The 24,371-nt window shown below is 43.7% G+C and carries 21 protein-coding genes; 5 read left to right on the top strand and 16 right to left on the bottom strand.

Annotated features, from left to right (window positions below; genetic code table 11):
- The first annotated feature begins 66 nt into the window (after positions 1–66).
- Positions 67–2,511 (top strand): acyl-CoA dehydrogenase FadE, encoded by a 2,445-nt coding sequence (gene fadE / locus G5S32_RS11115; protein ID WP_165312068.1) that lies wholly within the window; start codon positions 67–69, stop codon positions 2,509–2,511.
- Between the two features lie 124 nt (positions 2,512–2,635).
- Here fadE and G5S32_RS11120 read toward each other — a convergent pair whose 3' ends face one another.
- Both G5S32_RS11120 and dnaQ read right to left on the bottom strand, forming a co-directional pair.
- Positions 2,636–3,886, bottom strand: a complete 1,251-nt coding sequence (locus G5S32_RS11120; protein WP_165312069.1) for a TIGR03503 family protein — start codon at positions 3,884–3,886, stop codon at positions 2,636–2,638.
- Between the two features lie 24 nt (positions 3,887–3,910).
- A complete protein-coding gene (gene dnaQ, locus G5S32_RS11125) occupies positions 3,911–4,654 on the bottom strand; it encodes a DNA polymerase III subunit epsilon (protein ID WP_165312070.1) in 744 nt (247 codons plus the stop codon).
- Positions 4,655–4,710: 56 nt separating this feature from the next.
- Here dnaQ and rnhA point away from each other — a divergent pair, with 56 nt between their 5' ends.
- The gene (rnhA, locus tag G5S32_RS11130) at positions 4,711–5,175 is read left to right on the top strand and encodes a ribonuclease HI (protein ID WP_165312071.1); all 465 of its coding nucleotides are present in this window, start codon (positions 4,711–4,713) and stop codon (positions 5,173–5,175) included.
- 2 nt (positions 5,176–5,177) lie between these two features.
- Here the strand turns inward: rnhA and G5S32_RS11135 are convergent, their stop codons facing one another.
- Positions 5,178–5,912, bottom strand: a complete 735-nt coding sequence (locus G5S32_RS11135; RefSeq protein ID WP_165312072.1) for a methyltransferase domain-containing protein — start codon at positions 5,910–5,912, stop codon at positions 5,178–5,180.
- Positions 5,913–5,949: 37 nt separating this feature from the next.
- On the opposite strand from G5S32_RS11135, the gene gloB reads away from it, so the two are divergent.
- The 3 genes from gloB (at position 5,950) to G5S32_RS11150 (ending at position 9,038) form a co-directional block, all read left to right on the top strand.
- Entirely contained in the window at positions 5,950–6,708 is a 759-nt protein-coding gene (gene gloB, locus G5S32_RS11140; protein ID WP_165312073.1) for a hydroxyacylglutathione hydrolase, read from the top strand.
- A 72-nt stretch (positions 6,709–6,780) separates the two neighbouring features.
- Positions 6,781–8,355 (top strand): LysM peptidoglycan-binding domain-containing protein, encoded by a 1,575-nt coding sequence (locus tag G5S32_RS11145; protein WP_165312074.1) that lies wholly within the window; start codon positions 6,781–6,783, stop codon positions 8,353–8,355.
- Positions 8,352–9,038: a YIP1 family protein gene (locus tag G5S32_RS11150; RefSeq protein WP_165312075.1), complete on the top strand. Its 687-nt coding sequence runs from the start codon at positions 8,352–8,354 to the stop codon at positions 9,036–9,038. The genes G5S32_RS11145 and G5S32_RS11150 overlap by 4 nt, the downstream gene beginning before the upstream one ends.
- On the opposite strand, the gene G5S32_RS11155 is transcribed toward G5S32_RS11150, so the two are convergent.
- The 13 genes from G5S32_RS11155 to bamA all read right to left on the bottom strand — a co-directional run bounded on the left by G5S32_RS11155 (position 9,019) and on the right by bamA (position 24,347).
- Positions 9,019–9,873, bottom strand: coding sequence for an endonuclease/exonuclease/phosphatase family protein (locus G5S32_RS11155; protein WP_165312076.1), 855 nt, complete (start codon positions 9,871–9,873; stop codon positions 9,019–9,021). The two genes, G5S32_RS11150 and G5S32_RS11155, sit on opposite strands and share 20 nt — an antisense overlap.
- Positions 9,874–9,959: 86 nt before the next feature.
- Positions 9,960–10,298, bottom strand: a complete 339-nt coding sequence (glnB, locus tag G5S32_RS11160) for a nitrogen regulatory protein P-II (RefSeq protein ID WP_165312077.1) — start codon at positions 10,296–10,298, stop codon at positions 9,960–9,962.
- Between the two features lie 81 nt (positions 10,299–10,379).
- On the bottom strand, positions 10,380–10,691 hold the full coding sequence (locus tag G5S32_RS11165) for a c-type cytochrome (RefSeq protein WP_165312078.1): 312 nt from the start codon (positions 10,689–10,691) through the stop codon (positions 10,380–10,382).
- A 47-nt stretch (positions 10,692–10,738) separates the two neighbouring features.
- Entirely contained in the window at positions 10,739–12,064 is a 1,326-nt protein-coding gene (gene tilS / locus G5S32_RS11170) for a tRNA lysidine(34) synthetase TilS (protein WP_165312079.1), read from the bottom strand.
- Positions 12,065–12,206: 142 nt separating this feature from the next.
- Positions 12,207–13,166: an acetyl-CoA carboxylase carboxyl transferase subunit alpha gene (accA, locus tag G5S32_RS11175; protein WP_165312080.1), complete on the bottom strand. Its 960-nt coding sequence runs from the start codon at positions 13,164–13,166 to the stop codon at positions 12,207–12,209.
- 47 nt (positions 13,167–13,213) lie between these two features.
- On the bottom strand, positions 13,214–16,693 hold the full coding sequence (dnaE, locus tag G5S32_RS11180) for a DNA polymerase III subunit alpha (protein ID WP_165312081.1): 3,480 nt from the start codon (positions 16,691–16,693) through the stop codon (positions 13,214–13,216).
- A 76-nt stretch (positions 16,694–16,769) separates the two neighbouring features.
- On the bottom strand, positions 16,770–17,408 hold the full coding sequence (rnhB, locus tag G5S32_RS11185; RefSeq protein ID WP_165312082.1) for a ribonuclease HII: 639 nt from the start codon (positions 17,406–17,408) through the stop codon (positions 16,770–16,772).
- Positions 17,409–17,410: 2 nt separating this feature from the next.
- Complete coding sequence (gene lpxB / locus G5S32_RS11190; RefSeq protein ID WP_207621630.1) at positions 17,411–18,553, bottom strand: lipid-A-disaccharide synthase; 1,143 nt, start codon at positions 18,551–18,553, stop codon at positions 17,411–17,413.
- Between the two features lie 441 nt (positions 18,554–18,994).
- A complete protein-coding gene (gene lpxA, locus G5S32_RS11195; RefSeq protein WP_165312084.1) occupies positions 18,995–19,783 on the bottom strand; it encodes an acyl-ACP--UDP-N-acetylglucosamine O-acyltransferase in 789 nt (262 codons plus the stop codon).
- A gap of 1 nt (position 19,784) precedes the next feature.
- Positions 19,785–20,216, bottom strand: coding sequence for a 3-hydroxyacyl-ACP dehydratase FabZ (gene fabZ, locus G5S32_RS11200; RefSeq protein WP_171137392.1), 432 nt, complete (start codon positions 20,214–20,216; stop codon positions 19,785–19,787).
- A gap of 125 nt (positions 20,217–20,341) precedes the next feature.
- The gene (gene lpxD / locus G5S32_RS11205) at positions 20,342–21,376 is read right to left on the bottom strand and encodes a UDP-3-O-(3-hydroxymyristoyl)glucosamine N-acyltransferase (RefSeq protein ID WP_165312085.1); all 1,035 of its coding nucleotides are present in this window, start codon (positions 21,374–21,376) and stop codon (positions 20,342–20,344) included.
- A 32-nt stretch (positions 21,377–21,408) separates the two neighbouring features.
- Entirely contained in the window at positions 21,409–21,918 is a 510-nt protein-coding gene (locus G5S32_RS11210; protein WP_165312086.1) for an OmpH/Skp family outer membrane protein, read from the bottom strand.
- Between the two features lie 14 nt (positions 21,919–21,932).
- A complete protein-coding gene (gene bamA, locus G5S32_RS11215) occupies positions 21,933–24,347 on the bottom strand; it encodes an outer membrane protein assembly factor BamA (RefSeq protein WP_165312087.1) in 2,415 nt (804 codons plus the stop codon).
- Positions 24,348–24,371: the final 24 nt, after the last annotated feature.

Consider the following 24,371-nt stretch of genomic DNA (forward strand, 5'->3'; position numbering starts at 1 on the left):
AAAGTTCACAAAAAATGAATGCTGATAACTCAAATAAACATACAGCATGACTATAAGGACATTAACATGGACATCTTGCTCTCTACACTTGGGTTCTTTGCAGTACTAAGCGCTTGCTTGTATCACAGAACTTCGTTGTTCGTATCACTCGCTGCACTGACTATCTCAATGCTGGTGCTCTCATTGTTCGGCCCTGTAGGTATCATAGGCTGGAGTTTATATTTAGCAGCCATCGCACTTTGCACCGTTCCTTCGATTCGCCAAGCAGCCATTAGCGGCAAAGCACTAACGGTGTTTAAGAAAGTGCTTCCGGCTATGTCGCAAACAGAAAAAGAAGCGTTAGATGCTGGTACTGTATGGTGGGAAGCAGAACTGTTCAAAGGCAAACCAAACTGGCAGCAATTGCACGACATTCCAGCGCCACAACTCAGTGAGGAAGAAAGAGCTTTCCTTGAGGGGCCAGTGAATAAAGTTTGTGCAATGGTGAACGACTACCAAGTCACTCATGAACTGGCAGACCTGCCTCCTGAGGTTTGGCAGTACCTAAAAGACAACAAATTCTTCGCCATGATTATTAAGAAAAAATACGGTGGCTTAGAGTTTTCGGCTTACGCACAATCGCTGGTTCTGCAAAAACTGACGGGCGTATCTGGTGTGCTTTCTTCAACTGTAGGCGTGCCTAACTCATTAGGTCCGGGTGAACTGCTACAACACTACGGTACAAAAGAACAGCAAGATTATTACTTACCACGCCTAGCACAGGGTAAAGAAATACCATGTTTTGCTCTAACTAGCCCTGAAGCAGGTTCAGATGCAGGCTCAATCCCTGATTACGGCATTGTTTGCAAAGGACAATGGGAAGGTAAAGAAGTTCTTGGTATGAGACTGACTTGGAACAAACGCTATATTACGCTTGCGCCTGTTGCCACAGTGCTTGGTTTAGCCTTCAAACTTCAAGATCCTGAACACCTACTCGGTGAAAAAGAAGACATTGGTATCACCTGTGCCCTGATCCCAACCAATCTAAAAGGTGTGGAAATTGGTAATCGCCACTTCCCACTTAATGTTCCGTTCCAAAACGGTCCAACTCGCGGTAACGATATCTTTGTTCCGCTCGATTTCATCATTGGTGGGCCTGATATGGCAGGTCAAGGTTGGAGAATGTTGGTTGAATGTCTATCAGTTGGTCGCGGTATAACTCTACCGTCAAACTCAACGGGTGGCACAAAAACGGCGGCTTTGGCAACGGGTGCTTATGCTCGTATTCGCCGTCAGTTCAAACAGCCTATTGGTCAAATGGAAGGTATTGAAGAACCATTAGCACGTCTTGCCGGCAACGCTTATGTGATGGATGCAGCAAGCAATCTGACCGTTACAGGTATCGATCTTGGTGAAAAGCCATCTGTCATCTCTGCTATTGTGAAATATCACTGTACCCACCGAGGTCAACGTTCCATTATTGATGCGATGGACATTGTCGGTGGTAAAGGTATCTGTTTAGGCCCTTCAAACTTCTTGGCGAGAGGTTACCAAGGCTCTCCTATTGCGATTACCGTTGAAGGCGCCAACATTCTTACTCGTTCGATGATCATCTTTGGTCAGGGTGCGATTCGCTGTCACCCTTATGTATTGAAAGAAATGGAAGCGGCACACTCTGAGAGCTCTAATGCTGTTGAACAATTTGATAGCGCATTGGCTGGCCACGTTAGCTTTACCACCAGCAACTTGATTCGCAGTATTTGGTTAGGTTTGACCGATGGTATTGGTTCTTACTCTCCAACCAAAGACGCAACGCAACGTTACTACCAACAACTCAACCGTTACAGTGCCAACCTCGCGTTATTGGCCGACATTTCTATGGCTGTTTTGGGTGGTTCTTTAAAACGTAAAGAACGCTTATCAGCACGTTTAGGTGATATTTTAAGCCAGCTTTACATGAGTTCTGCGACGCTTAAACGGTTTGAAAATGATGATCGCCCAGTAGAAGATTTGCCATTAGTTCATTGGGGTCTACAAGACAGCTTAAAACAAACTGAAATAGCGATAGATGAGTTTCTTGCCAACTTCCCAAATCCAGTGATTGGAAAAGTATTGCGCGTCTTAATTCTACCTTTCGGCCGCGTACGTAAAGGACCAAATGACAAACTGGATAGTAAATTGGCGCAGATTCTACAAACACCAAGTGCAACGCGTTCGCGTCTTGGTCGCTACCAGTATTTGGCGCCAACGGCCCATAACCCAGCAGGCAGAATTGAACTGGCGTTGAGCGTAGTACTTCAAGCTGAGCCTATTTTCAATAAAGTCTGCAAAGCACTTGAGAAACGCTATCCATTTACTCAGCTCGATAAAATTGCCGCAGAAGGGTTAGCAAACAAGATCATTAATGAACAAGAGGCCGAACTATTAATAGAGGCTGAGAATCACCGTTTGTACACCATTAATGTCGATGACTTTACACCGTCAGAGCTAGCAGCTAAAAAATCCAAAGCAAAGCTAGAACAAGTGGCTTAATCAAAGCCCAAAGGTAAAAAAGGGAGGTTAACCTCCCTTTTCGTTTATCTACTGTTACTACATCAATTTGACTAATGAATAAATGGGGGCTATGCGCGTTGGCGTTCGCCTCCCATTCAGTGTTTTATTTCTTGGGCATATTGAGCTGCATCTCTGGGAGCTCTTGTTTACGAGCTTTAAACTTGCGAATAAAGAACCAAGCTACCAACGCCAAAATAATCACAATCACGTTGCCAATGGCGATATAAATCATGTATTCAGTACGACGCTCTTCACGAACTTTCTGCAAGAGCGCTTCTTGAGCGACTTTGCGGCGCTGTTCAGCTTCCGCTTCTTGCATCAGTCTCGCTTGTTCAAGATTAAGCTCTTGAACCACACTGTAAGTACTCTCTTTTATTGGGAAGAAAAGCGGGCGTTTAGACGCAAGGTCAGTTGCATAAACTCCCCCTTCCCACGCGTAGTTTCCTAAGTCGCCATTATATGGAAGAGTAAGTATCATCTTTAGCGATTCAGGTTCTGCAACACCTTCAACACGAAACTCTTTTTTATCAGGCGTTTCATGACGGACATACGCCGCTAGTGATCCAGGTTCAACCATTCCTTGCTCACCACTGATAACTACCTGATGAGGTTCATTGGCAACTCGTGACTGAATAAAACTCGCCGAAAGTGGCGAAGGATAAATCAGCACTTCCTGTTCTAGGGCTCGCAAAAACACACCATTACCAGAAGTTATTCTCACTCGATATTTGCCTGGTTCAGGGGAAATATTTAGTTTAACAGTGAAAACACCGTCACCTGGTTTTTCATCTAAGTCACGCCCATCGTCAGCAAACTCGCCAATCACCGTCGGAACAGGGCGAGCTTCTTTAACTAAGCTCTCTTCATCATCAATATATTTACGGAACGTAACTTTAAGGTTCACTCTGTCGAGGAAATCTTTAAGCAATAACGGATTACCATCCGAGGTTAAACGTGCAGTAAATTTTATCTCTTCGCCACTGTAAATTCGGCTTGGAAACGCGTCTGAAGTCAGTTGTAGGTGTGATATCAGCTTAACGTTGTTTTTAGGCGATACTTTGCCTATCGCTTGCCAAGGTCCCGGCATAGGATGGTCGATTGAGATAATGTCCATTGTTGGCTCTTGATACCAACGCACATTATCTGGGTTACGGGTCGCATAATACTTTTTGCCGTCAGGACGCACCAACACCACAGGTTGAGAACCTTGCTCTCGATAGATGACAAACGTTATTTGAGTGATAGTAGGATCAACACGAAATCGGTTATCTAATAAAGAAAGTGAGGATTCACGGCTAGCAAAAGTATTTAAACTCAAGAGGAGCCCCAAAAGAGCGATTCCAATCCTCAACATATCATCTCCTAAAATAGACCACTTTTATTGACGCCAAAGACAAGAACCACTCTTTGCAACTAAATCTAAACGTCCTTGATGCGCTTCTAATTCATCGGCGGTTGCCATCAATACCTTTAGCGCTTTTCGTCCACTTTCTACTCGTTTAATCGAACCTGCTCCTGTCGCCCCATCCCCTTGAGCTCCAGCGTTAAATTGAAGTGACGTTTGACCACCGGTCATTAATAAATAAACGTCCGCAAGAATCTCCGCATCGAGCAAAGCCCCGTGGAGTGTTCGGTGCGAGTTATCTATGCCGTAGCGTTCACAGAGAATGTCCAAGTTGTTGCGTTTGCCAGGAAAGATTTTCTTTGCCATGGCAAGGGTATCGGTGATTTTACAAATCTGCTCAGTTTTTAACGAACTCCCCCCCAACTTAGCAAACTCATAATCCATAAAGCCAACGTCGAAGGGCGCATTGTGCGCAACCAACTCAGCATCTTTAATGAATTCGAGAAATTCTTCATGAACATCGCGGTATTCGGGTTTATCAACTAAAAACTCATCCGTAATACCGTGGACTTCAACGGCCTCATCTTGAATTTTTCTATCGGGTTTCAGATAAACGTGGAAGTGGCGCCCTGTGAGTTTTCGGTTAACGATCTCCACAGCACCGATTTCAATGATTCGGTGCCCTTCGTAATGTGGACCGCCTTCTAGGTTCATACCTGTGGTTTCGGTATCGAGAACCACAATACGGTCGTATTCAGAATTGCTGCTAGTATTCATGAGGATATATATGTCAGACTATGCCAAATGTGTGCGTAACCCAATAGTATCAAATCATGAAGAAACAGGTGGAAATTTTCACTGATGGATCGTGTTTAGGCAATCCGGGCCCTGGTGGGTATGGAGTGGTTCTTCGTTACAAGAACAACGAAAAGACACTCGCCAAAGGCTACAAGCTAACGACGAACAACAGGATGGAAATGCTTGCAGCCGTTGTTGCACTGCAAACACTCAAAGAACCTTGCCATGTTATTTTAACCACAGACAGTCAATACGTCCGTCAAGGCATCACTCAGTGGATCCACAACTGGAAAAAACGTAACTGGAAGACTTCAGCCAACAAACCAGTTAAAAATGCCGACCTCTGGCAAGCACTTGATCATGAAACAGCCCGCCATCAAGTAGAGTGGCACTGGGTAAAAGGTCATGCTGGGCACAGAGAAAATGAAATGTGTGACGAACTTGCTCGAGTAGCGGCTGAAAACCCAACTGAAGAAGACACAGGTTATCAGCCAGAGTAAGGCTACTTTTCTTGATGTTTGATACGGTAGTTCACTCCAACCGGAGATAGACGCCGTTTCAAACGCCAGTGGGGCTTAATCGGTTTTAGTGGGTAAGTGCGTTTACGAGCAACAATAAAATACAAACTGCAAAACGTTGAGCCCACATCCCCTCTGCTGTTTTCCAACCACGTCCAGAAGGTGCGATATTTTTGCATTGGAAACAGCGCATATTGCTCGCACTCAATAACCTGATAGTTCAAAAGTCCTAACCAGTCCTTAATGCGATTTGGGGTGAACATTCTTCCACTCCAAGGCAAATTGTTTTTCCGCCAAGGCATAAAACTCGCAAGCCCAGTAAAGCTTATCGGATTAAAACCGGTGATGATCATGTAACCATCATCAATCAACACTCTGTCAACCTCACGCAGCATTCGGTGCGGGTCATTACAATAATCCAATTGGTGAGCGAGGATTGCAGCGTCTATGCTTTTCTCGAAGAAAGGTAAATCGAATCCATCAGCAATCACGGTATGCAATGGGTTTTCTATATCAAGGTGGACTTGGTGTTGAATATTGCAGTTACAACTGGCAAGCTCACAACTCAAGCCACCCAATTTTAACATATGATAACCAAAGAGTTTCGGGCACCACTCATCGAGCCGTGTTTGGATAGACTCACTAACCCATTGACCATTCTTCAATTGAGACCAAGAATGAGGTTTCTCAATTTTTTTTTCGCTGCGTGCTGGTTTCATCGCTAACCCGCTTCACCATGGTGACTGGAGAGAACTCATGTTACAGATCAAAAGCATACCTGCATTTAACGATAATTACATCTGGCTGATTCAAAATAGCGACAACCGATGTGCTGTTGTCGACCCGGGTGACGCCAACCCAGTGCTTGCTTATTTAGAGCAACACGGTCTCACATTGGATACGATACTCATTACCCATCATCATAATGACCATACAGGCGGAATACGAGAGCTTGCAAAACACTATTTGGATATTGAAATCATTGGCCCAAGTCATGATCACGTGCCTTATTTAACGCAAAATGTTTCTGGTGGCGATCAAATCGAGCTGTTTGGCGAACGTTTCTGGGTATTAGGATTACCGGGGCACACCTTAGGTCATATTGGTTATGCAGGGGATGGCAAACTGTTCTGTGGTGATGTCCTTTTTTCCGCCGGCTGTGGACGAGTATTTGAAGGCACCATGGAGCAGATGTTTACTTCGCTAGAAAAAATCTTAGCTTTGCCAGAAGAAACCGAAGTGTACTGTGCTCATGAGTACACTGCGAGCAACATTGCTTTTGCTATTGCCGTTGAACCCAATAACGAACAGTTGCAAATTTACCGTGATGAAGTGATTCGGTTAAGAGCCCAAAACAAATCGACCATTCCAACAACGTTGAGAAGAGAGAAATGGATAAATCCCTTTCTACGAACCAGAGAAGCCAGTGTAATCAAGTCAGTAACAAATAGAACAACACAAAATGATCCTATATCAATATTTACCGCATTACGTGAGTGGAAAAACGATTTTTAGGAATTTGCCACTTGTCAGGGCAATTAATAGGCAAGTATTATCTCCAGCCATTTATTAAAAAGATTGTTTTACATGCGAGTACAAACTAGCTGTCTGTTGGCTCTCCTATTGGCGGGATGCCAACTCAACCAGACAGCAGAAAAGACCACGACAGACGAAGTTGAAGTCAACGCACCTCAACAAATTAAGAAAGCAGAAGTATCCTCAACACAGCCAGTTGAACATGTTGAGCCTGTTGCTGAACCTAAAGTCATCACTCCACAAGAGCAAGAAGATGTCTGGCAACGTATCGCAATGCAACTTACGATGGGTATTCCACAGCATAAGTCTGTTGATTACTACCGTACTTGGTATTTGAAACATCCAAGCCATTTGCAAAAAGTCGCTCAACGTGCAGAACCATTCTTATATCTCATAACTGAGAAAATTGAGCAAAGAGGCTTACCGCTAGAATTAGCCCTTTTGCCAATTGTAGAAAGTGCATTTGATGCCTTTGCTTATTCACACGGCAGCGCGGCTGGCTTGTGGCAATTTGTTCCTGCAACTGGAAAAATGTACGGACTAGAGCAGAATTTCTGGTACGACGGTCGTCGTGACGTCGATGCGTCAACAGATGCAGCTCTTACATACTTAACCAACTTAAGTAAACGTTTTGACGGTGACTGGCAACACGCGATCGCAGCTTATAATAGTGGCGGAGGTCGAGTTTCAAGTGCTATTCGTAAAAACAAAAACTTAGGAAAACCTATCGATTTCTTCTCTCTCGACTTACCTGATGAGACCAGCGGTTATGTGCCAAAATTACTCGCACTGGCAGACATTATCGCCAATCAAGAAAAATATGGTATCCAACTTCCAACTATTGCCAATAAACCAGTCTTGAAGTTAGTCGATCCTAAAGAACAGTTAGATCTTGCTATCGCCGCCAAATATGCAGACTTAGGTGTTAAAGAGCTGCAAAGTTACAACCCAGCATATAATCAGTGGGCGACAGCGCCTGATGGACCATTCCAGTTACTTCTACCTGTAGATAAAGCGGATGCTTTCCTTGCGAATGTAGAGAAGCATCGCGGTGAAGGAATGAAGCTTATTCGTTATCAGGTAAAATACGGAGATAGTCTGAGTGTGATTGCTGCGCATCACAATACAACGACTAAAGTAATCCAAACGGCAAACAATATGTCTGATAATTCAATACGAATCGGACAATACCTGATGATCCCAACATCAGTGAAAGACGAGAAAGCCTATGTACTAAGTGCAACTAACCGCCTTGAGAAAACGCAATCCGTTGCTAGAGGAAAATACAAGCTCTCTCATACTGTCGTAAATGGTGACAGTCTCTGGACGATTGCCCGTAAGCATAATGTATCGACAGCGTCATTGGCTAAATGGAATGGCATGGGGCCAAGAGATACATTACGTATCGGACAGAAACTGGTGATTTGGAAAAACAACACCGATGGTGCCATTATCCGCACTGTTTTCTATAAAGTACGTAATGGTGATACGCTGAGCGATATTGCCGCCAAGTTTAAAGTGAAAACATCAGACATAGTAAAATGGAATGACTTGTCGAATAACAAGTACCTGAAACCCGGTCAGAACTTAAAACTCTATGTCGATGTGACTAAGGTTAGTGTATGAACCCATCCAGTAATCCATTAACTATGCTGGTGGATATTTTCCGTTCACCGCAAGACTGCTTCGCTGCGCTATATGAAAGAAGTGCATGGGGATGGCAGCCATTTATTGTTTTGATGATCACGCCATTTCTGTTCTGGGGTGCGTATTTCGCAAACGTCGATTTTGAATGGCTTAAAGCGGGTTTGTCTGAACAGATGGCAGTAACTAATCCAGAGCTATTAAGACTGCTTGAAGCTGATACTCTGCTTGCCAGTGAGATCATCAGTGATGTTATGGGGCGAACCCTAACCATCATTCTTTTAGCATTGTGGTTTAACCTTGCAACTCGTCAAGGCAACACAAAATTAGGCTTTTGGAAATGGTTTGCAGCGAGCTCTGCCATCATTTTTCCTGCAGTAATCGGCGATTTAGCCAGTTATGCTAGTCTGCTATTAAAACACGGGCAAGTCATGAGCTATGCTGCGGATCTCAATAGCGTCAATGGCTTAATCAAGCTACCATTGACAAATTCTTGGTCGCAATTTGCCAGCTCATTCCCACTACTATTACCTTGGTATATTTTCCTTGGTTACGCCGCCGTCGTTACTTGGACCCAGATTGAACGCGCACAAGCATTAGTGATTGCTACGCTGCCTTGGGTTGCTTACTACGGCATATGGGCCATCAGTATTGCAATAGGCTAAAGCTGAGTAGCAATGGATTATGATCAGAAGCGTCCGATATGGGCGCTTTTGCACTTTTCAGATCCAGCCCACGATAAAAGACATGATCCAATGGCAAACCCGTAACAAAACGGACTCGGTTGTCTGGAGAAAATCTGGCCTCAGTCAGCCCCAAAGAAGTGAGAACTTGTTTCATCACTTTTACTCTCGCTTCACTCCAGCTATTAAAATCTCCTGCGACAATAATAGGACCTACATGTTTACTCAACTCGTTAGCCAGTACTTGCAGTTGAAGCTGGTACTCATTAGTACCATAAGTGAAGTTAACAGCATGCAAATTCACAACCGCCAGTACTTGTCCATTACTTAGAGGATATTGCGCATAGATACCTGATTTTGGCAGTCTCAACCAAGGCTCCATCTCCGTGTAACCACAAGCTAAGTTTGGTGTGCTTCTGGCAAGATTGATAACACCGGCAGATTCGCCCATCACTTTAAATGCGTTAACCTGATTACCTTCCCAACCTTGCTTAAAAATCCATGTTTTGAAGTCCGTATTCAGACTGGCTTCTTGCATCAATAACAACTGAGCATCTTTACTTAGACGTGTAAGTTCTGAGTTCCAAGTACTCCTGTTTTGTTTGTAGATATTCCAGACTAATAGTCCAAGTTGTCCCTGTTTATCCAGAGGAGCCGCCTCACTATCTTGAAAACAGACCAAAGGTTCACTATCACCATTTTCGTTCAACGTGACCAATTGAGGATGTTCAGGAATATTAAAGACTAGCTTGTAGCCTGAGAAAACTGTTGCTAAAAAACCAAGCAGGATAATAACGAGTAAATAACGCTTTTTCATAACCTAAGTACGCGAGGAGTAATGAGCAGAATGAACTCTGATGGATATAAAAAAAGGAGCAATAGCTCCTCTTCTTCTTAAACAACTTAAACCGCGTCTTCGTCTTCTTCTCCAGTACGGATACGGATAACGCGTTCCACATCAGTGATGAAAATTTTACCATCACCAATTTTACCAGTTTGAGCGGTTTCAATAATGGTATCAACACATTGTTCAACGACATCTTCATTGACAACAATTTCAAGCTTCACTTTCGGCAAGAAATCGACCATGTATTCAGCACCACGATACAGTTCAGTATGGCCTTTTTGACGACCAAAGCCTTTCACTTCAGATACCGTCATCCCCGTAATACCCACTTCAGCTAACGCTTCACGAACATCGTCGAGTTTAAATGGCTTAATAATGGCTTCAATTTTTTTCATGTTCATCCCTTAAACTTGTATCAATGCCCGGTATTATCCGCTAGCCCTTGAAAACAATCAAATAATTAAGTCGTTTTACACTTATTTCAAGCTTGAATAGTAAGCGGCTAAGTTAGCAATATCCGCATCATTCAACAAAGAAGCTTGAGCTTGCATTACAGGTGCTAAGCCACCAGTGCGCTGACCCGCTTTATAAGCTTTGATAGAAGAAACAATGTATTGCTCGCTTTGACCTTTAAGGTTTGGATATCCCGGAATAACCGCAATACCGTCTGCACCATGGCAAGCTGCACATATTGCTGATTTTGCTTTACCAGCCGCTGCATCTCCAGCAACCGCGTTGCCTGCAATAAGACCAAGACCGAGAACTACACTCACTGCTAATTTATTCATTACTCTTCCTTATGTGATTGAATTTTCTTTTTATATCACTGCTAAAACTAGGGGCAATTTTGGCATGAAAGCGAGCTCTTGTCCCAGACCAGCATACAATCTTGCCCACTAAAATCACGATCAACAAACAAATTTGCTACTGCAACCACTTTATCCTGATACATGAGTATAGGTATTCGACGTCTTAACCAACTTGGTACGCCATACTCTTGGAAGAGTTTTTTCAATTTTCTAGAACCCGCTCGTCCTACAGGACAAGCACTTAACCCTTCTGGATTAAAGCTTACCCACAAATCGTCTAAACGCTCTGGCAGGCCAATCCCCCCCTGCTGTGTAACGATACTTAAAGTGCCTAATTCATCTGGCAACAGCAACTTTTGTTCAACAACAATAGAACTCTTCCAAGCAGAAATATCTCGGTACTCGTCCACACAATATAGTCGATTATCAAAGCGGCGGATTTCACGATCACCGAGTTTTAGTTTTGGATTTGCATCAACAGTGGAGGAAGCCACTTCCAGCCAAATCATCTCGGTATGTTTACGACTAGGCATTGTCATTTTATGTGTCGTTAACCATTGACGAATAATTTGCCTGCGCACACCATCACTCTTCTCATCCAATACGTCAATTTTTAAGCTGCCATCAGAATAGAGAGTATGTTTTAGCTCCTCTCGTAACAGTTCTTCTAACAAAGCTTGTTGTTCAGCACACAACTCAGCACTGCGTTGCACTGCTTGATGAATTGATGGCCAACGGTCACTAAGAATAGGTGTGATTTGATGGCGAATGAAATTGCGCTCATAACGAACATCCTCATTACTTTCGTCAGTTACCCAAGACAGTTGATTACTCTCAGCAAAATCTTCGATATCGGCTCGTTTGACGGTTAACAGTGGCCTTAACAATATTCCGTTTGAAAATGGCGCTGAAAGAGCCATAGAGGATAAACCTTTCGGACCGCTACCTCGTTTAAGAGCAAGTAGAAAAGTTTCAATTTGGTCATCAGCATGCTGCCCCAATAGCAGCACATCATTGTCTTTTATATGCTTAGCTAACACTGCATAACGAGCATCGCGGGCTAGCTTTTCTATGCTCTCACCACTTTTAATGTCCAAATGCACGTGCTCGACACTCAGTGGTACAAAGGACTCATCACACCATGTTTGGCAACACATTGCCCAATGGTCTGCGTTTTTACTCAATCCGTGGTGGACATGTACGGCACAAACTGAAACTCCGAATTCATCCCGATAACGCGCCAGTAGTTCGAGCATGACACGGGAATCTGCGCCTCCACTCAATGCAAGAACAAAGCATCGAGATGAGTATGGATGTAGCTGTTGGCAAAAATGTGGGTACAGTTCCGTCATAGTCATGCGATCAAAATAGTGGAGAGAACAATATGAATCTTGGCATAAGTGTAAGTCTACCGTTAAGACAGGAAAACAAAAAGGGTTGGAATGAATCCAACCCTTTATTAAATCTACCAAGGTTTTGTTATCTGAGTAACGATTAGCAGTAACCGTAGCTTAGTAAACGTTGATAACGGCGCTCTAATAGAGAGTCTTTATCCAGAGTATCAAGATCCGCTAACTGACGAAGTAGTGTAGCTTTCATGTTCACTGCCATTGCTTCGTGATTGCGATGCGCACCGCCGAGAGGTTCTTCAATAATTTCATCAATAAGATCAAGCTCTTTCAGACGAGGAGCAACAAGCCCCATAGCTTCTGCCGCTTGAGGTGCTTTATCTGAATCACGCCATAGGATGGATGCACAACCTTCAGGAGAAATAACAGAGTAAGTAGAATATTGCAGCATGTTCACGTAGTCACCCACACCGATAGCCAGTGCGCCACCAGAACCGCCCTCACCGACAACGTTACAGATGACAGGTACTTTCAAACCCGACATGACTTTGAGGTTTTTAGCGATAGCTTCAGACTGTCCACGCTCTTCTGCACCAACACCAGGGTATGCGCCAGCTGTATCGATGAACGTAATGATTGGCATATTGAAGCGTTCTGCCATTTCCATTAGACGTAGCGCTTTACGGTAGCCTTCTGGTTTTGGCATGCCGAAGTTGCGTTTCACTTTCTCACGAGTCTCACGACCTTTCTGATGACCAATAATCATCACAGGGCGACCTTCTAAACGAGCGATACCGCCAACGATAGCTTTATCGTCCGCGTATGCACGGTCGCCAGCTAGCTCATCAAACTCAGTGAAAACATGCTCAATATAATCAAGCGTATAAGGACGCTTTGGATGACGTGCTAATTGCGCTACTTGCCATGCACCTAAATCGCCAAAAATTTTCTTTTTTAGCTCTAAGCTTTTCTTTTCTAGTTGTGCAATTTCTTTGTCGAGGTCAACTGAGTCGTTACCACCGTGACGAGATACGTCACGCAGTGCCTGAATTTTAGCTTCAAGTTCGGCAATTGGTTTTTCAAAATCTAGAAAATTTAGGCTCATCTACCTATCCTTTTTTACTCAGCTCGCCTTTAGGGCTCCGCTGAATTTTAGTTAAATTCAAGTTCTACCTGGTCACTGCCAAGTAGCTGTTGCAATTCGTCTAACAATGTATCGCTAGGTGTGACACGCCATTCAGTACCAAGAACTAGACGCGCTCGCGCATCAGGGCGTTGGTAGTATACATTGACAGGAACCGTTCCTGCTCGGTGAGGCGTCAGTATTTCACTAAAACGCTCAAAAAACTGCTCATCAATTTGAGATTGTTCTATCGATATTGATAAGCCACGGGCATATTTTTCACGTGCGCTGCCCATGTCCATGACTTCGCGCGCCGACATTTTAAGGCCACCATTGAAGTCATCAAAGCTGACCTGTCCAGAAATGACCAAAATTTTATCTTTTTCTAGCAATTCTGCATACCGTTCAAGAGCATCGGAGAATAACATCACCTCCATGCGACCGGAACGATCATCTAAAGTCATCAGACCAATTCGAGTGCCGCGTTTGGTCGTCATAACTCGAGCCGCAATCACTAAACCTGCTACTGTAATCGATTGGTCACGGCGTGTTGGTGTTGCCTCATTTAACCGACAGCTTGTATATCGATTAAGTTCCTTCAAATAGGCGTTAATTGGGTGCCCCGTCAAATAAAGCCCCAAAGTTTCACGCTCACCTTCTAGCCAAACTTTTTCTGGCCATTCAGGTACTTGAGTATATTTTTGTTCAACTTCTTCGGGTGCATCTGTCAGAACACCAAACATGTCCGCCTGCCCAAATGCTTCAGCCTGATGGTGTTGACTCGCTGATTTCACAGCGTCATTAAGCGATGCCATCATAGCAGCACGGTGTGGGCCTAATCTGTCCAGAGCCCCCGCCAGAATCAGTTTTTCGATTACACGTTTATTGACTTTTTTCAAATCAATACGCGCACAGAAATCAAACAGGTCTTTAAAGTAACCACCTTTATCACGCGCTTCTTGTATCGCTTCAATAGGACCTTCACCCACACCTTTAATCGCGCCAATACCATACACGATGGCACCTGTTTCATCGACATTAAAGCGATATAAGCCGGAATTGATGTCTGGTGGAAGCACTTTGAGCCCCATGCGCATACATTCATCGACCAAGCCAACCACTTTCTCAGTGTTATCCATATCGGCGGTCATTACCGCTGCCATGAACTCAGCTGGGAAGTGCGTTTTTAACCACAGTGTTTGATACGATACTAAAGCATAGGCTGCAGAGTGCGATTTGTTAAAGCCATATCCAGCGAATTTCTCTACAAGATCGAAGATTTTCATCGACAATTCGCCATCAACGCCGTTTTTGATCGCTCCCTCTTCAAATACTGCACGTTGCTTTGCCATTTCTTCTGGTTTTTTCTTACCCATAGCACGACGCAACATATCTGCGCCGCCCAGAGTATAGCCAGCTAAGATCTGGGCAATCTGCATTACCTGTTCTTGGTAAAGGATAATGCCGTAGGTCGGCTCTAACGTTTCTTTCAACGATTCATGTTGCCACGTTTCATCGGGATAAGAGATTGCTTCTCGGCCGTGTTTACGGTCGATAAAGTTATCCACCATGCCTGATTGCAGAGGTCCCGGACGGAATAGTGCCACCAATGCAATGATATCTTCGAAACAGTCAGGCTGAAGACGCTTAATCAGATCTTTCATACCACGAGATTCAAGCTGGAATACCGCCGTGGTTTCTGAATTCTTCAGTGTAGTGAATGACTTCGGGTCGGCTAGATCAATCGACTCAATACGTACAGGAGCTTTACCTTCACGTTTTAAACGAGGGTTAATCAGCCCTAAAGCCCAATCAATAATAGTTAAGGTACGTAATCCCAAGAAGTCGAACTTAACCAGACCAGCCGTTTCTACGTCATTCTTATCAAATTGGGTAACTGGAAAATGGCCTTCTGCATCAGCATAGATAGGCGCAAAGTCGGTAATAGTGGTTGGCGAAATTACCACACCACCAGCGTGCTTACCGGCATTTCGAGTACAACCTTCTAGAATTCGACATTTATCAATCAGCTCTTTTACTTCCTCATCAGAGTTATATAACTCCGGAAGTGCAGGCTCCGCTTTAAATGCCTTTTCCAGTGTCATGCCAGGATCTGGCGGAATAAGCTTAGAAATACGATCGACAAAGCCAAACGGGTGTCCCAGTACACGACCTACGTCACGAATAACCGCTTTGGCCGCCATAGTACCGAAAGTAATGATCTGTGATACTGCATCACGTCCGTACATTTCTGCCACGTGGTCAATAACTTGATCACGCTTATCCATACAGAAATCGACGTCGAAATCGGGCATTGACACACGTTCTGGGTTTAGGAATCGTTCGAATAGTAAGTCATATTCGAGCGGATCGAGATCGGTGATTTTCAGCGCATACGCCACTAATGAACCAGCACCTGAACCACGCCCTGGCCCCACAGGAATATTGTTATCTTTAGACCACTGGATGAACTCCATTACGATCAAGAAGTAACCAGGGAATCCCATGTTGTTAATAACTTCAAGCTCAACTTGCAGACGTTCATCATATTCAGGTCGACGCTCTGCGCGCACTTCTGGATCAGGAAATAAAAATTCTAAACGATCTTCCAAGCCTTCTTCTGATTTTTTAACCAGGTATTCCGTTTCAAGCATCCCTTCCGTCGGGAATGCAGGAAGGAAGTATTCACCTAAACGCACAGTCACGTTACAGCGCTTAGCAATCTCTACTGTGTTTTGCAGTGCTTCTGGGATATCAGCAAATAGCTCGCACATCTCTTCTTCTGAGCGTAAGTATTGCTGAGGGCTGTAAAGTTTAGGTCTACGAGGATCTTCTAATGTGAAACCATCGTGAATCGCTACGCGAATTTCATGTGCTTCAAAGAATTCTTCTGTGAGAAATACCACTTCGTTCGTGGCAACCACAGGAATGCCTTCTTTCTCAGCCACTTCTAACGCAAAGTGAAGGTAGCTTTCTTCATCAGCCCGACCAGTACGAGTAAGCTCAATGTAGAAATGATCAGCAAAATAGGTCTGATAAAACTCCACGCACTTATCAACCAGCGGCTGATTACCTTTAAGCAGAGCTTTACCAATTTCGCCCTGCTTGCCGCCTGACAAAATGATCAAACCTTCGGCATGCTTGATTAACCATTCCTTATCAAGCACAGGTTGATGCTGCACATGCCCACGCAGATATGCTTCTGAAATCAGCAAGGTCAGATTTTTATAACCAACATTGTTTTTCGCTAGGATAGTCAGTTTGGTTAACTCATCACCAAACTCTTCGGAGCGCATGGTGAAATCAGCACCGATGATAGGTTTCACACCGCAGTTATGCGCCGTGCCATAGAACTTAACTAAGCCACATAAGTTGGTAAAGTCGGTTAATGCCATCGCTGGCATGCCCATTTCAGCCACTTTTTTAACCAAAGGAGGCACTTTTGACAGGCCGTCAACCATGGAGAAATCACTGTGAATGCGTAAGTGGATAAACTTAGGGTCTGACATTCAATTCTGTCCTAGATACTCGATATTCGCGGTTATTAATCAGTATTCTACGTGAATACAAAACGTATTGCAGGGCTTATTCCAGGCCTAAAGCACGTTTTACTGGTCCAAAACTTCTGCGATGTTGCTCAATCACACCATTTTGTTCAATGGCTTCAAAATGTGCTTTGGTTGGATAGCCTTTATGTTTGGCAAAGCCGAACTGAGGATACTCTTTATCCAGCTCTTCCATCTCTTGGTCACGAACCACTTTGGCAATGATCGAAGCGGCACTAATTTGCGCAACACGTAAGTCACCTTTAACAACCGCAATCGCGTCCATCGATAGCTTCGGTACTTTATTACCATCAATCAATACTAGATCAGGCTTGATGCCTAACCCTTCTACTGCACGCTGCATAGCCACCATAGTAGCTTGAAAGATATTCAACTCATCGATTTCTCTTGGGCTGCAACGACCAACAGACCATGCCAAAGCTTTTTCTTTGATTTCAGGCAGCAGAGCAAGACGTTTTTTCTCGCTTAACTTCTTCGAATCATTCAATCCTTCTATCGGATTATTTGGATCTAGAATCACTGCAGCAGTAACCACGTCGCCAACTAATGGTCCTCGACCAACTTCGTCAACACCGGCAATAAATTGGTAACCTTGTGGAATCTCAAATGGAGGTAGCTCTTGTGCAGGCTTCTTCGCCACAGTCTTATTTGTCACCATAATTACGCTTTCTCAATCAATTTCAGTACAGCATGGGCAGCTTGTTCATCCGCACCTTTGCGTATCCATTGGTGCATTTCAGCAAACTTATCCAACATAACTTGGTTATCACCATCCAGTAAGTTGCTTACATGATGTACCAAGTTTTCAACAGTACAATCGTGCTGTAGTAGCTCTTTCACTAGCTCTTGTTCCGCCAAAATGTTCGGTAACGATACGTAAGGCGTTTTCACCAGACGCTTGGCTAATAAGTACGTTAATGCATTTACGCGATATCCCACAACCATAGGGCGTTTTAAGAGCATACATTCAAGAGCAACCGTTCCTGAAGCCAAAAGTACCGCATCTGAAGCCGTAATAACATTACGCGCCGTATCATCTACCAAGACAAAATCAAGCTCTGGTGCTGTCTCTTTCCAAGCGGCTTCAAACTGCTCTCGGCGTTTTTGATTGACTAAAGCCACAACAAACCCAAGCTCAGGATATTTCTCACGTAGTTTCTTACACGTTTCAATGAAAGGCTGAGCAAGCATTTTCATCTCGCCACCACGACTTCCCGGCAGTACCGCAAGCCAACGACGCGAAGAATCTAATCCAAGTAATTCCTGTGCTGGCAATTTATCATTTTGCATCGGAATTGAATCTGCCAACGTGTGGCCGATAAATTCACAAGGAACTGCAAATTTGTCGTAGAAAGCCTTTTCAAACGGCAAAAAAGCTAAAACGAGATTGGTTGCAGCCGCAATTTTAAAAATGCGCTTTTGGCGCCAAGCCCATACAGAAGGACTGACATAATGGACAGTTTTGATGCCTGCATTTTTCAGGTCTAATTCAAGGCGTAAGTTAAAGTCAGGCGCATCAATACCAACAAACACATCGGGTGGATTATCCGTAAAGTACTTTACTAACTCAGCTTTTACTTTCAGCAATCGAGATAAGCGACCGAGTACTTCGACTAACCCCATTACGGATAGCTCTTCCATATCAAATAGAGATTCACACCCTTGAGCTATCATCTTTGGACCGCCAATGCCGACAAATTCTGCATCAGGGTATTGCTGCTTAATTGCTTTGATAAAGCCTTCACCTAACGTATCGCCAGACATTTCGCCGGCCACAATACCGACACGTAGCGGCTTTCTCACTTCAGACATATTTTTAGCCTTAAATGGATTAGAAGAACGGTAAGATTATGTCATCTTTGCTCTTGGTTCTCCTCCTCTGATGAGGAGGGAGCTAGAGGGGTTGATGTCTGCTGGCCTTAATGAGATTCAGCGGAAGCCCCCTCCAAGCCTACCCTTCGAAAAGGGAGGAGTTATACCATTCTGGAAAATTTCCGGATCAGTGAATGGGCGTCGATAAGCAAACCCTCCGAACCATGGATGGCTCGGCGGAGCTTCAGGGACGAATGAATGCGCGTTTGCGTTTGACGCCCATTCGCTGCTCGCCGATGCTCAGTCTGATCATATTTTTATCTAGGATGGTATTATAACACTTCTGACAGAATGCCAACCGCGGCCCTTAAAACACAAAAAGACCGCAGCCATTAAGCTGCGATCTTTTCCAATGGTCAGTTCAATCGAAAATTAACGAATGATGCCACGTTCCGTTTTTTCCAGAATGGCAACAAAACGTTCAACAGCCGGCCACTCTTGTGCCATTTCTTTCAGTACAGGCAATACTTCTGCTTGAGTTTTACCTGAACGGTAGATTTCTTTGTAGGCTTGTTGAATCGCACGAATCTCAGCTTTTTCAAACCCATTACGTTTCAAACCGACTAAGTTCAAGCCGAAAGGCGTTGCATGGTTACCTTGCGCCAATACATAAGCTGGTACATCCTGCACAACCGCAGAGCAACCACCAACATAAGCATAAGCGCCAACCGTACAGAATGGGTGAATTGCTGATAGTGCCATTACACCAGCATTATCTTCAACCGTTACATGTCCGCCAAGAATTGCATTGTTACCAATGTGAGTGTTGTTACCCACCACACAGTCATGAGCAATATGCGCATTAACACACAGCAGGTTATCATTACCTACCACTGTCGTTGCTTTATCTTGAACTGTACCACGATGGATTTGAACGGCTTCACGGATCACGTTGCGATCACCGATAACCACTGTTGTATCTTCACCGCCATACTTTTTATCTTGGTTTTCTTCACCAATAACAGCATGTGGGAAAATACGGTTTTCTTTGCCGATAACCGTGTTACCTTTGATAACGACGTGTGACATCACTTCTGTGTTGTCACCGATTTTTACACCAGAAGTGATATAAGTGAATGGGCCAACCGTTACGTTAGCTCCAATCACTGCACCCTCTTCAATAACGGCGCTTGGATGGATTTGTGCTGTTTCGTGAATCATATTAAAACTCTCTACGTGCACATTTTAGTTCAGCAGAACACACTACTTCACCGTCAACTTTCGCTACGCCATTAAACAGAGCGATACCACGGCGTTCTTTCAAGAATTCCACTTCGATAATCAGTTGGTCACCAGGAACCACAGGTTTACGGAATTTTGCGTTGTCGATACTAGCAAAATAGTAAAGTTCATTTTCTTTAGAAGCACCAAAAGATTTAAACGCTAATAAACCAGTCGCTTGAGCCATAGCTTCAAGAATCAATACACCAGGAAAAATCGGCAGCTGAGGGAAATGACCAGTAAACTGAGGTTCATTTACTGAAACGTTTTTCAGACCAACGAGGTATTTACCTTCTTCGTAATCGGTTACGCGATCTATTAACAAAAATGGATAGCGGTGAGGAAGCAGCTCCTGAATTTCGGTGATATTCATCGTTTTCTTTTCAGTAGTCAAAGTCATATTCCTATTCATTAAATTTTCAAAATTCTTTCGGCATTATAGACGAAAAAGACTCGCACTTTGCGAGCCTTATCGACAAAGGTCTGTAAAATATGCCATTAAGCGTCGTTTTTTTGCGCTAATTGCTTTTCAACTTCTTTCAGACGCTTGTTCATTTCATCAATGCGATGAACGCGAGTTGCAGTCTTACGCCACTCTTTGTTAGTTTGCAAAGGTATACCAGACGAATACATGCCTTTCTCTTCGATGCTGCGCATAACCATACCCATACCTGTGATGGTGACACCATCCGCGATAGTAATATGACCATTTATAACGCTTGCACCACCAATAATGCAGTACTTACCAATATGAGTACTTCCAGCCACTACTGTACCACCAGCCATTGCTGTACCATATCCGATGTGCACGTTATGAGCGATCTGTAACTGGTTATCAAGAATCACATTGTCTTCAATCACAGTATCGTCTAATGCACCACGGTCAATAGTCGTACAAGCACCAATTTCAACGCGGTTGCCTATCTTTACTGACCCAATTTGTGGAATTTTAATCCACTCTCCGCGCTCATTGGCGTAGCCAAAACCATCAGAGCCAATCACCGTACTCGATTGAATCAAGCAGTCAGAACCGATTTCAACACCATGGTATATGCTTACATTCGCCCAAAGTTTTGTGTTATTACCCAGTTTGGCATTTTTACCGATAAAACATCCAGCACCGATAATAACATCGTTACCCAGTTCAACACCTGACTCCACTACTGCGTTAGCGCCAATAGACACATTTGTACCCATAACCACATCGTCAGCAACAACGGCACTTGGTGCAACGCCATTTTGAGCCGGTGCAGGGGTAAGATCTAAAGCTTGAGCAACCTTAGCAAAGGCAACATACGGGTCAGCTACAACCAAAACATTTGATGGACACAGCGTTCGCTCTGACTCTTTCACCATCAACACTGTCGCTTTTGATGCCGCTAAATGTTTGCTGTATTTAGGATTCGACAAAAAGGTTACATCACCTTCTTGTGCGCTATCCATTGGAGCTACGCGATGGATAATAGCATTGCTATCACCGTGTAGCTCACCGCCGGTAATTGCTGCTAGTTCAGCTAAAGTCAGTGTTTTCATGTTTAATTGCTACTTGTGTTTATAAGAGCTATTTATTTGATTTCTTTAATTACTTTTTCTGAAATATTGAATTCAGGCTTACCGTATTGCATAGCGCTGATATCAATAATCATATCGTAACCTTCTTTCTCTGCCACTTTTTTCACTGCATCTTGAATAATGTGGAATAACTTCTGCTTTTCTTCAGCTTCACGTTGTGCCGATGCTTTATCCAGTGCTTGAGCTTTGATTTTGTAAGTGCTGTCTAATTGGCCAATGTCGATACGTAGTTTCTCAACTTCATCTTGACTCATTAGCGCAGAATCTCGTTTCAGCTTTTCAATTTTTGTCTTTGCTTCCGCTTGGATACTTTGCAGTTCAGCAGCTTTGTCTTCAAACTCCGCTTTCATTTGCTGCAATACAACTTCTCGCTGAGGTAGAGCTTGGAACACTTGAGCTGTATTGATGTAACCGACTTTTTGTGCGGCTTCAGCTGCATTTGCGAACATTGATGTGCTAAGAACAAGAAGACTAACACCTGCAGCTTTGATCATATTTTTCAAAATACTTTCCTCTATTAGAACGTTTTACCGATGGTAAATGTGAAGAACTCTTCATCATCACCTTCGTAAATTTTTATAGGTTTAGCCAACGAGAATACTAGTGGTCCCATTGGTGACATCCATTGTAATGCTACACCGTAAGATGAACGGTAATTTGTTGGATCAGAGTAGTCATAGTAATACTCATCACCGTAGTCTGCACCACCATCTCGGTAGTCAAATTCTGTATCCCACACACTCGCCATATCAAAGAAGATACTGGTGCGAATTTGGGCGCGAGCTTCGTCTGACGCAAACGGAGTTGGGAAAATCAATTCCACACTACCCAATGCAACCGCGTTACCGCCTACAGAGTCATCAGAAGCGACGTCCGAGCCGTTATTCGAACTTGAGTAGTCACGATACACAGCTTTAGGACCTGCCGAGTTAGAACCAAATCCTCGTAAACTAGTAAAGCCGCCAGCATAGAAGTTTTCATAGAACGGAAACAAGTTATCTTGACCGTCTGTTTGACCGTATCCATTACCATAACCCAGTCGACCACGAAGCAACAAAGCAAACTCATGTTTCTTCGTTAACGGGAAGTACTGGCGAACATCATACTGCAATTTAAAGAACTGTGCGTCAGAGCCAGGTACGGTTACTTTATAATATGCACGTTGATAGTTACCAGCCGTAGGGAAATAACCTTTGTTGAGGTTATTACGAGTCCACGAAAGGTTAATATCAAAATCGTTGGTAATCAGGCTGCCATCACTGCCAATGTTGTTCTCTTGTGCAATCAGGAATTGCTCAACTTGCAGATATGGCGATAAATTGCCGATTTTGTTATGGGTATAGCCAATGCCAAACTCAAAACGATTCAGCTCATCAAATGGGAATCCCCATGTCAGGCTAGTACCATAACTTTCGTTGGTATAGTCAACAATACCCGCTTCTGAAGCTTCATAAATGTTGTAAAAGACTTTACCACCTAGGCTAACACCATCGAGGTTCCAGTATGGATCTCGATACTCTAGCGTTACGTTTTTTTGGTAATCGTTGGTCATTGCACTAATACCAACGCGATTACCTGTGCCAAGGAAGTTATCTTGTTGTAAACCTATCTGGAAGCTGACACCGGACTCAGTACCATAACCGATACCGAAGTTTATACTGCCGGAGTTTGCCTCTTTAACGGTATATACCAAGTCTACCTGATCATCACTACCAGGCACGCGCACAGTCTGCACATCCACAGTTTCAAAGAAACCAAGGCGGTTCAGACGAGACTTACCTGTATCAATCGCTTTTGAGCTTAGCCAACTACCTTCCATTTGACGCATTTCACGACGAAGTACTTCGTCACGGGTTGCGTTATTACCAACGAAACGAATGTCACGAACATAGATACGTTTACCCGCCTCCACGTTGACAATTAAAGAAACTTCTTTCGTTTCATCATTAAACTCTGGAATAGTACGCACTTGTGGGTATGCGTACCCCGCTTCACCAAGAACTCGCTTCACGCTTTCTTCAAGCTGAGTGACAGAAGAACCGTTATATGTTTCACCATTTTCGAAAGGGATCAGTGACTTGAACTCGGCTTCTTTGCCGATCAATTCACCTCTGAACTTTACATCTTTAACAGTATAAGGTTCACCTTCATTCAAATTTAAGGTGATATAAACACCTTTTTTGTCAGGAGAAATCGAAACGTTAGTTGATTCAACTTGAAACTTTAGATAGCCACGATCCAGATAGTATGATCGTAAAGCTTCAATATCCCCGGCTAACACTTGCTTCTGATATTTGTCATCAGAGAGGAAGTTCCACCAAGCGACATCAACATTAAGGTTAAAGCGAGACAACAGCAGTGCGTCAGAGAAAACTTCGTTACCTATAAAGTTGATCTGCTGAATTTTTGCCGATACACCTTCAGTGAAGACAAACTTTAAATCCGCTCGATTACGTGGCAAAGGAGTGACAACCGCGCGAACTGTCGCGTTATACTTACCCACACTGTAATAAAAGTCTTCAAGGCCTTTTTCAATGTTACTGAGCGTTGTACGATCTAAAGCTTCGCCAACTCGAATGCCCGAAGCATCAAGGTTTTGCTGAAGCTGTTCTTCTTTAATTGCTTTGTTACCAGAGAAAGAAACCGTTGCAATAGTTGGACGCTCTTTGACATCAACAACTAAAACATCTCCGTCTCTTAGTACTTTTACATCTTCAAAGTTTCCTGATGTATAAAGCGCTTTAATAATCCCCGCTACATCTTGAGAATCGACAGTGTCACCGATACGAACTGGCATTTTCAACAAAGCAGCACCAAGCGCTACTCGTTGTAATCCGTTGATCTGAATGTCCTGCACAACAAAACTTTCGGCACTGTTCGCAGACATGCTGGTTGCGAGTAGTGTCGCGAAAAGGATCTTTTTCATTGCCATACGTATTTGAGTTATTCCTTACTA

This window comes from Vibrio ziniensis, from assembly GCF_011064285.1.
Lineage (GTDB): Bacteria > Pseudomonadota > Gammaproteobacteria > Enterobacterales > Vibrionaceae > Vibrio > Vibrio ziniensis.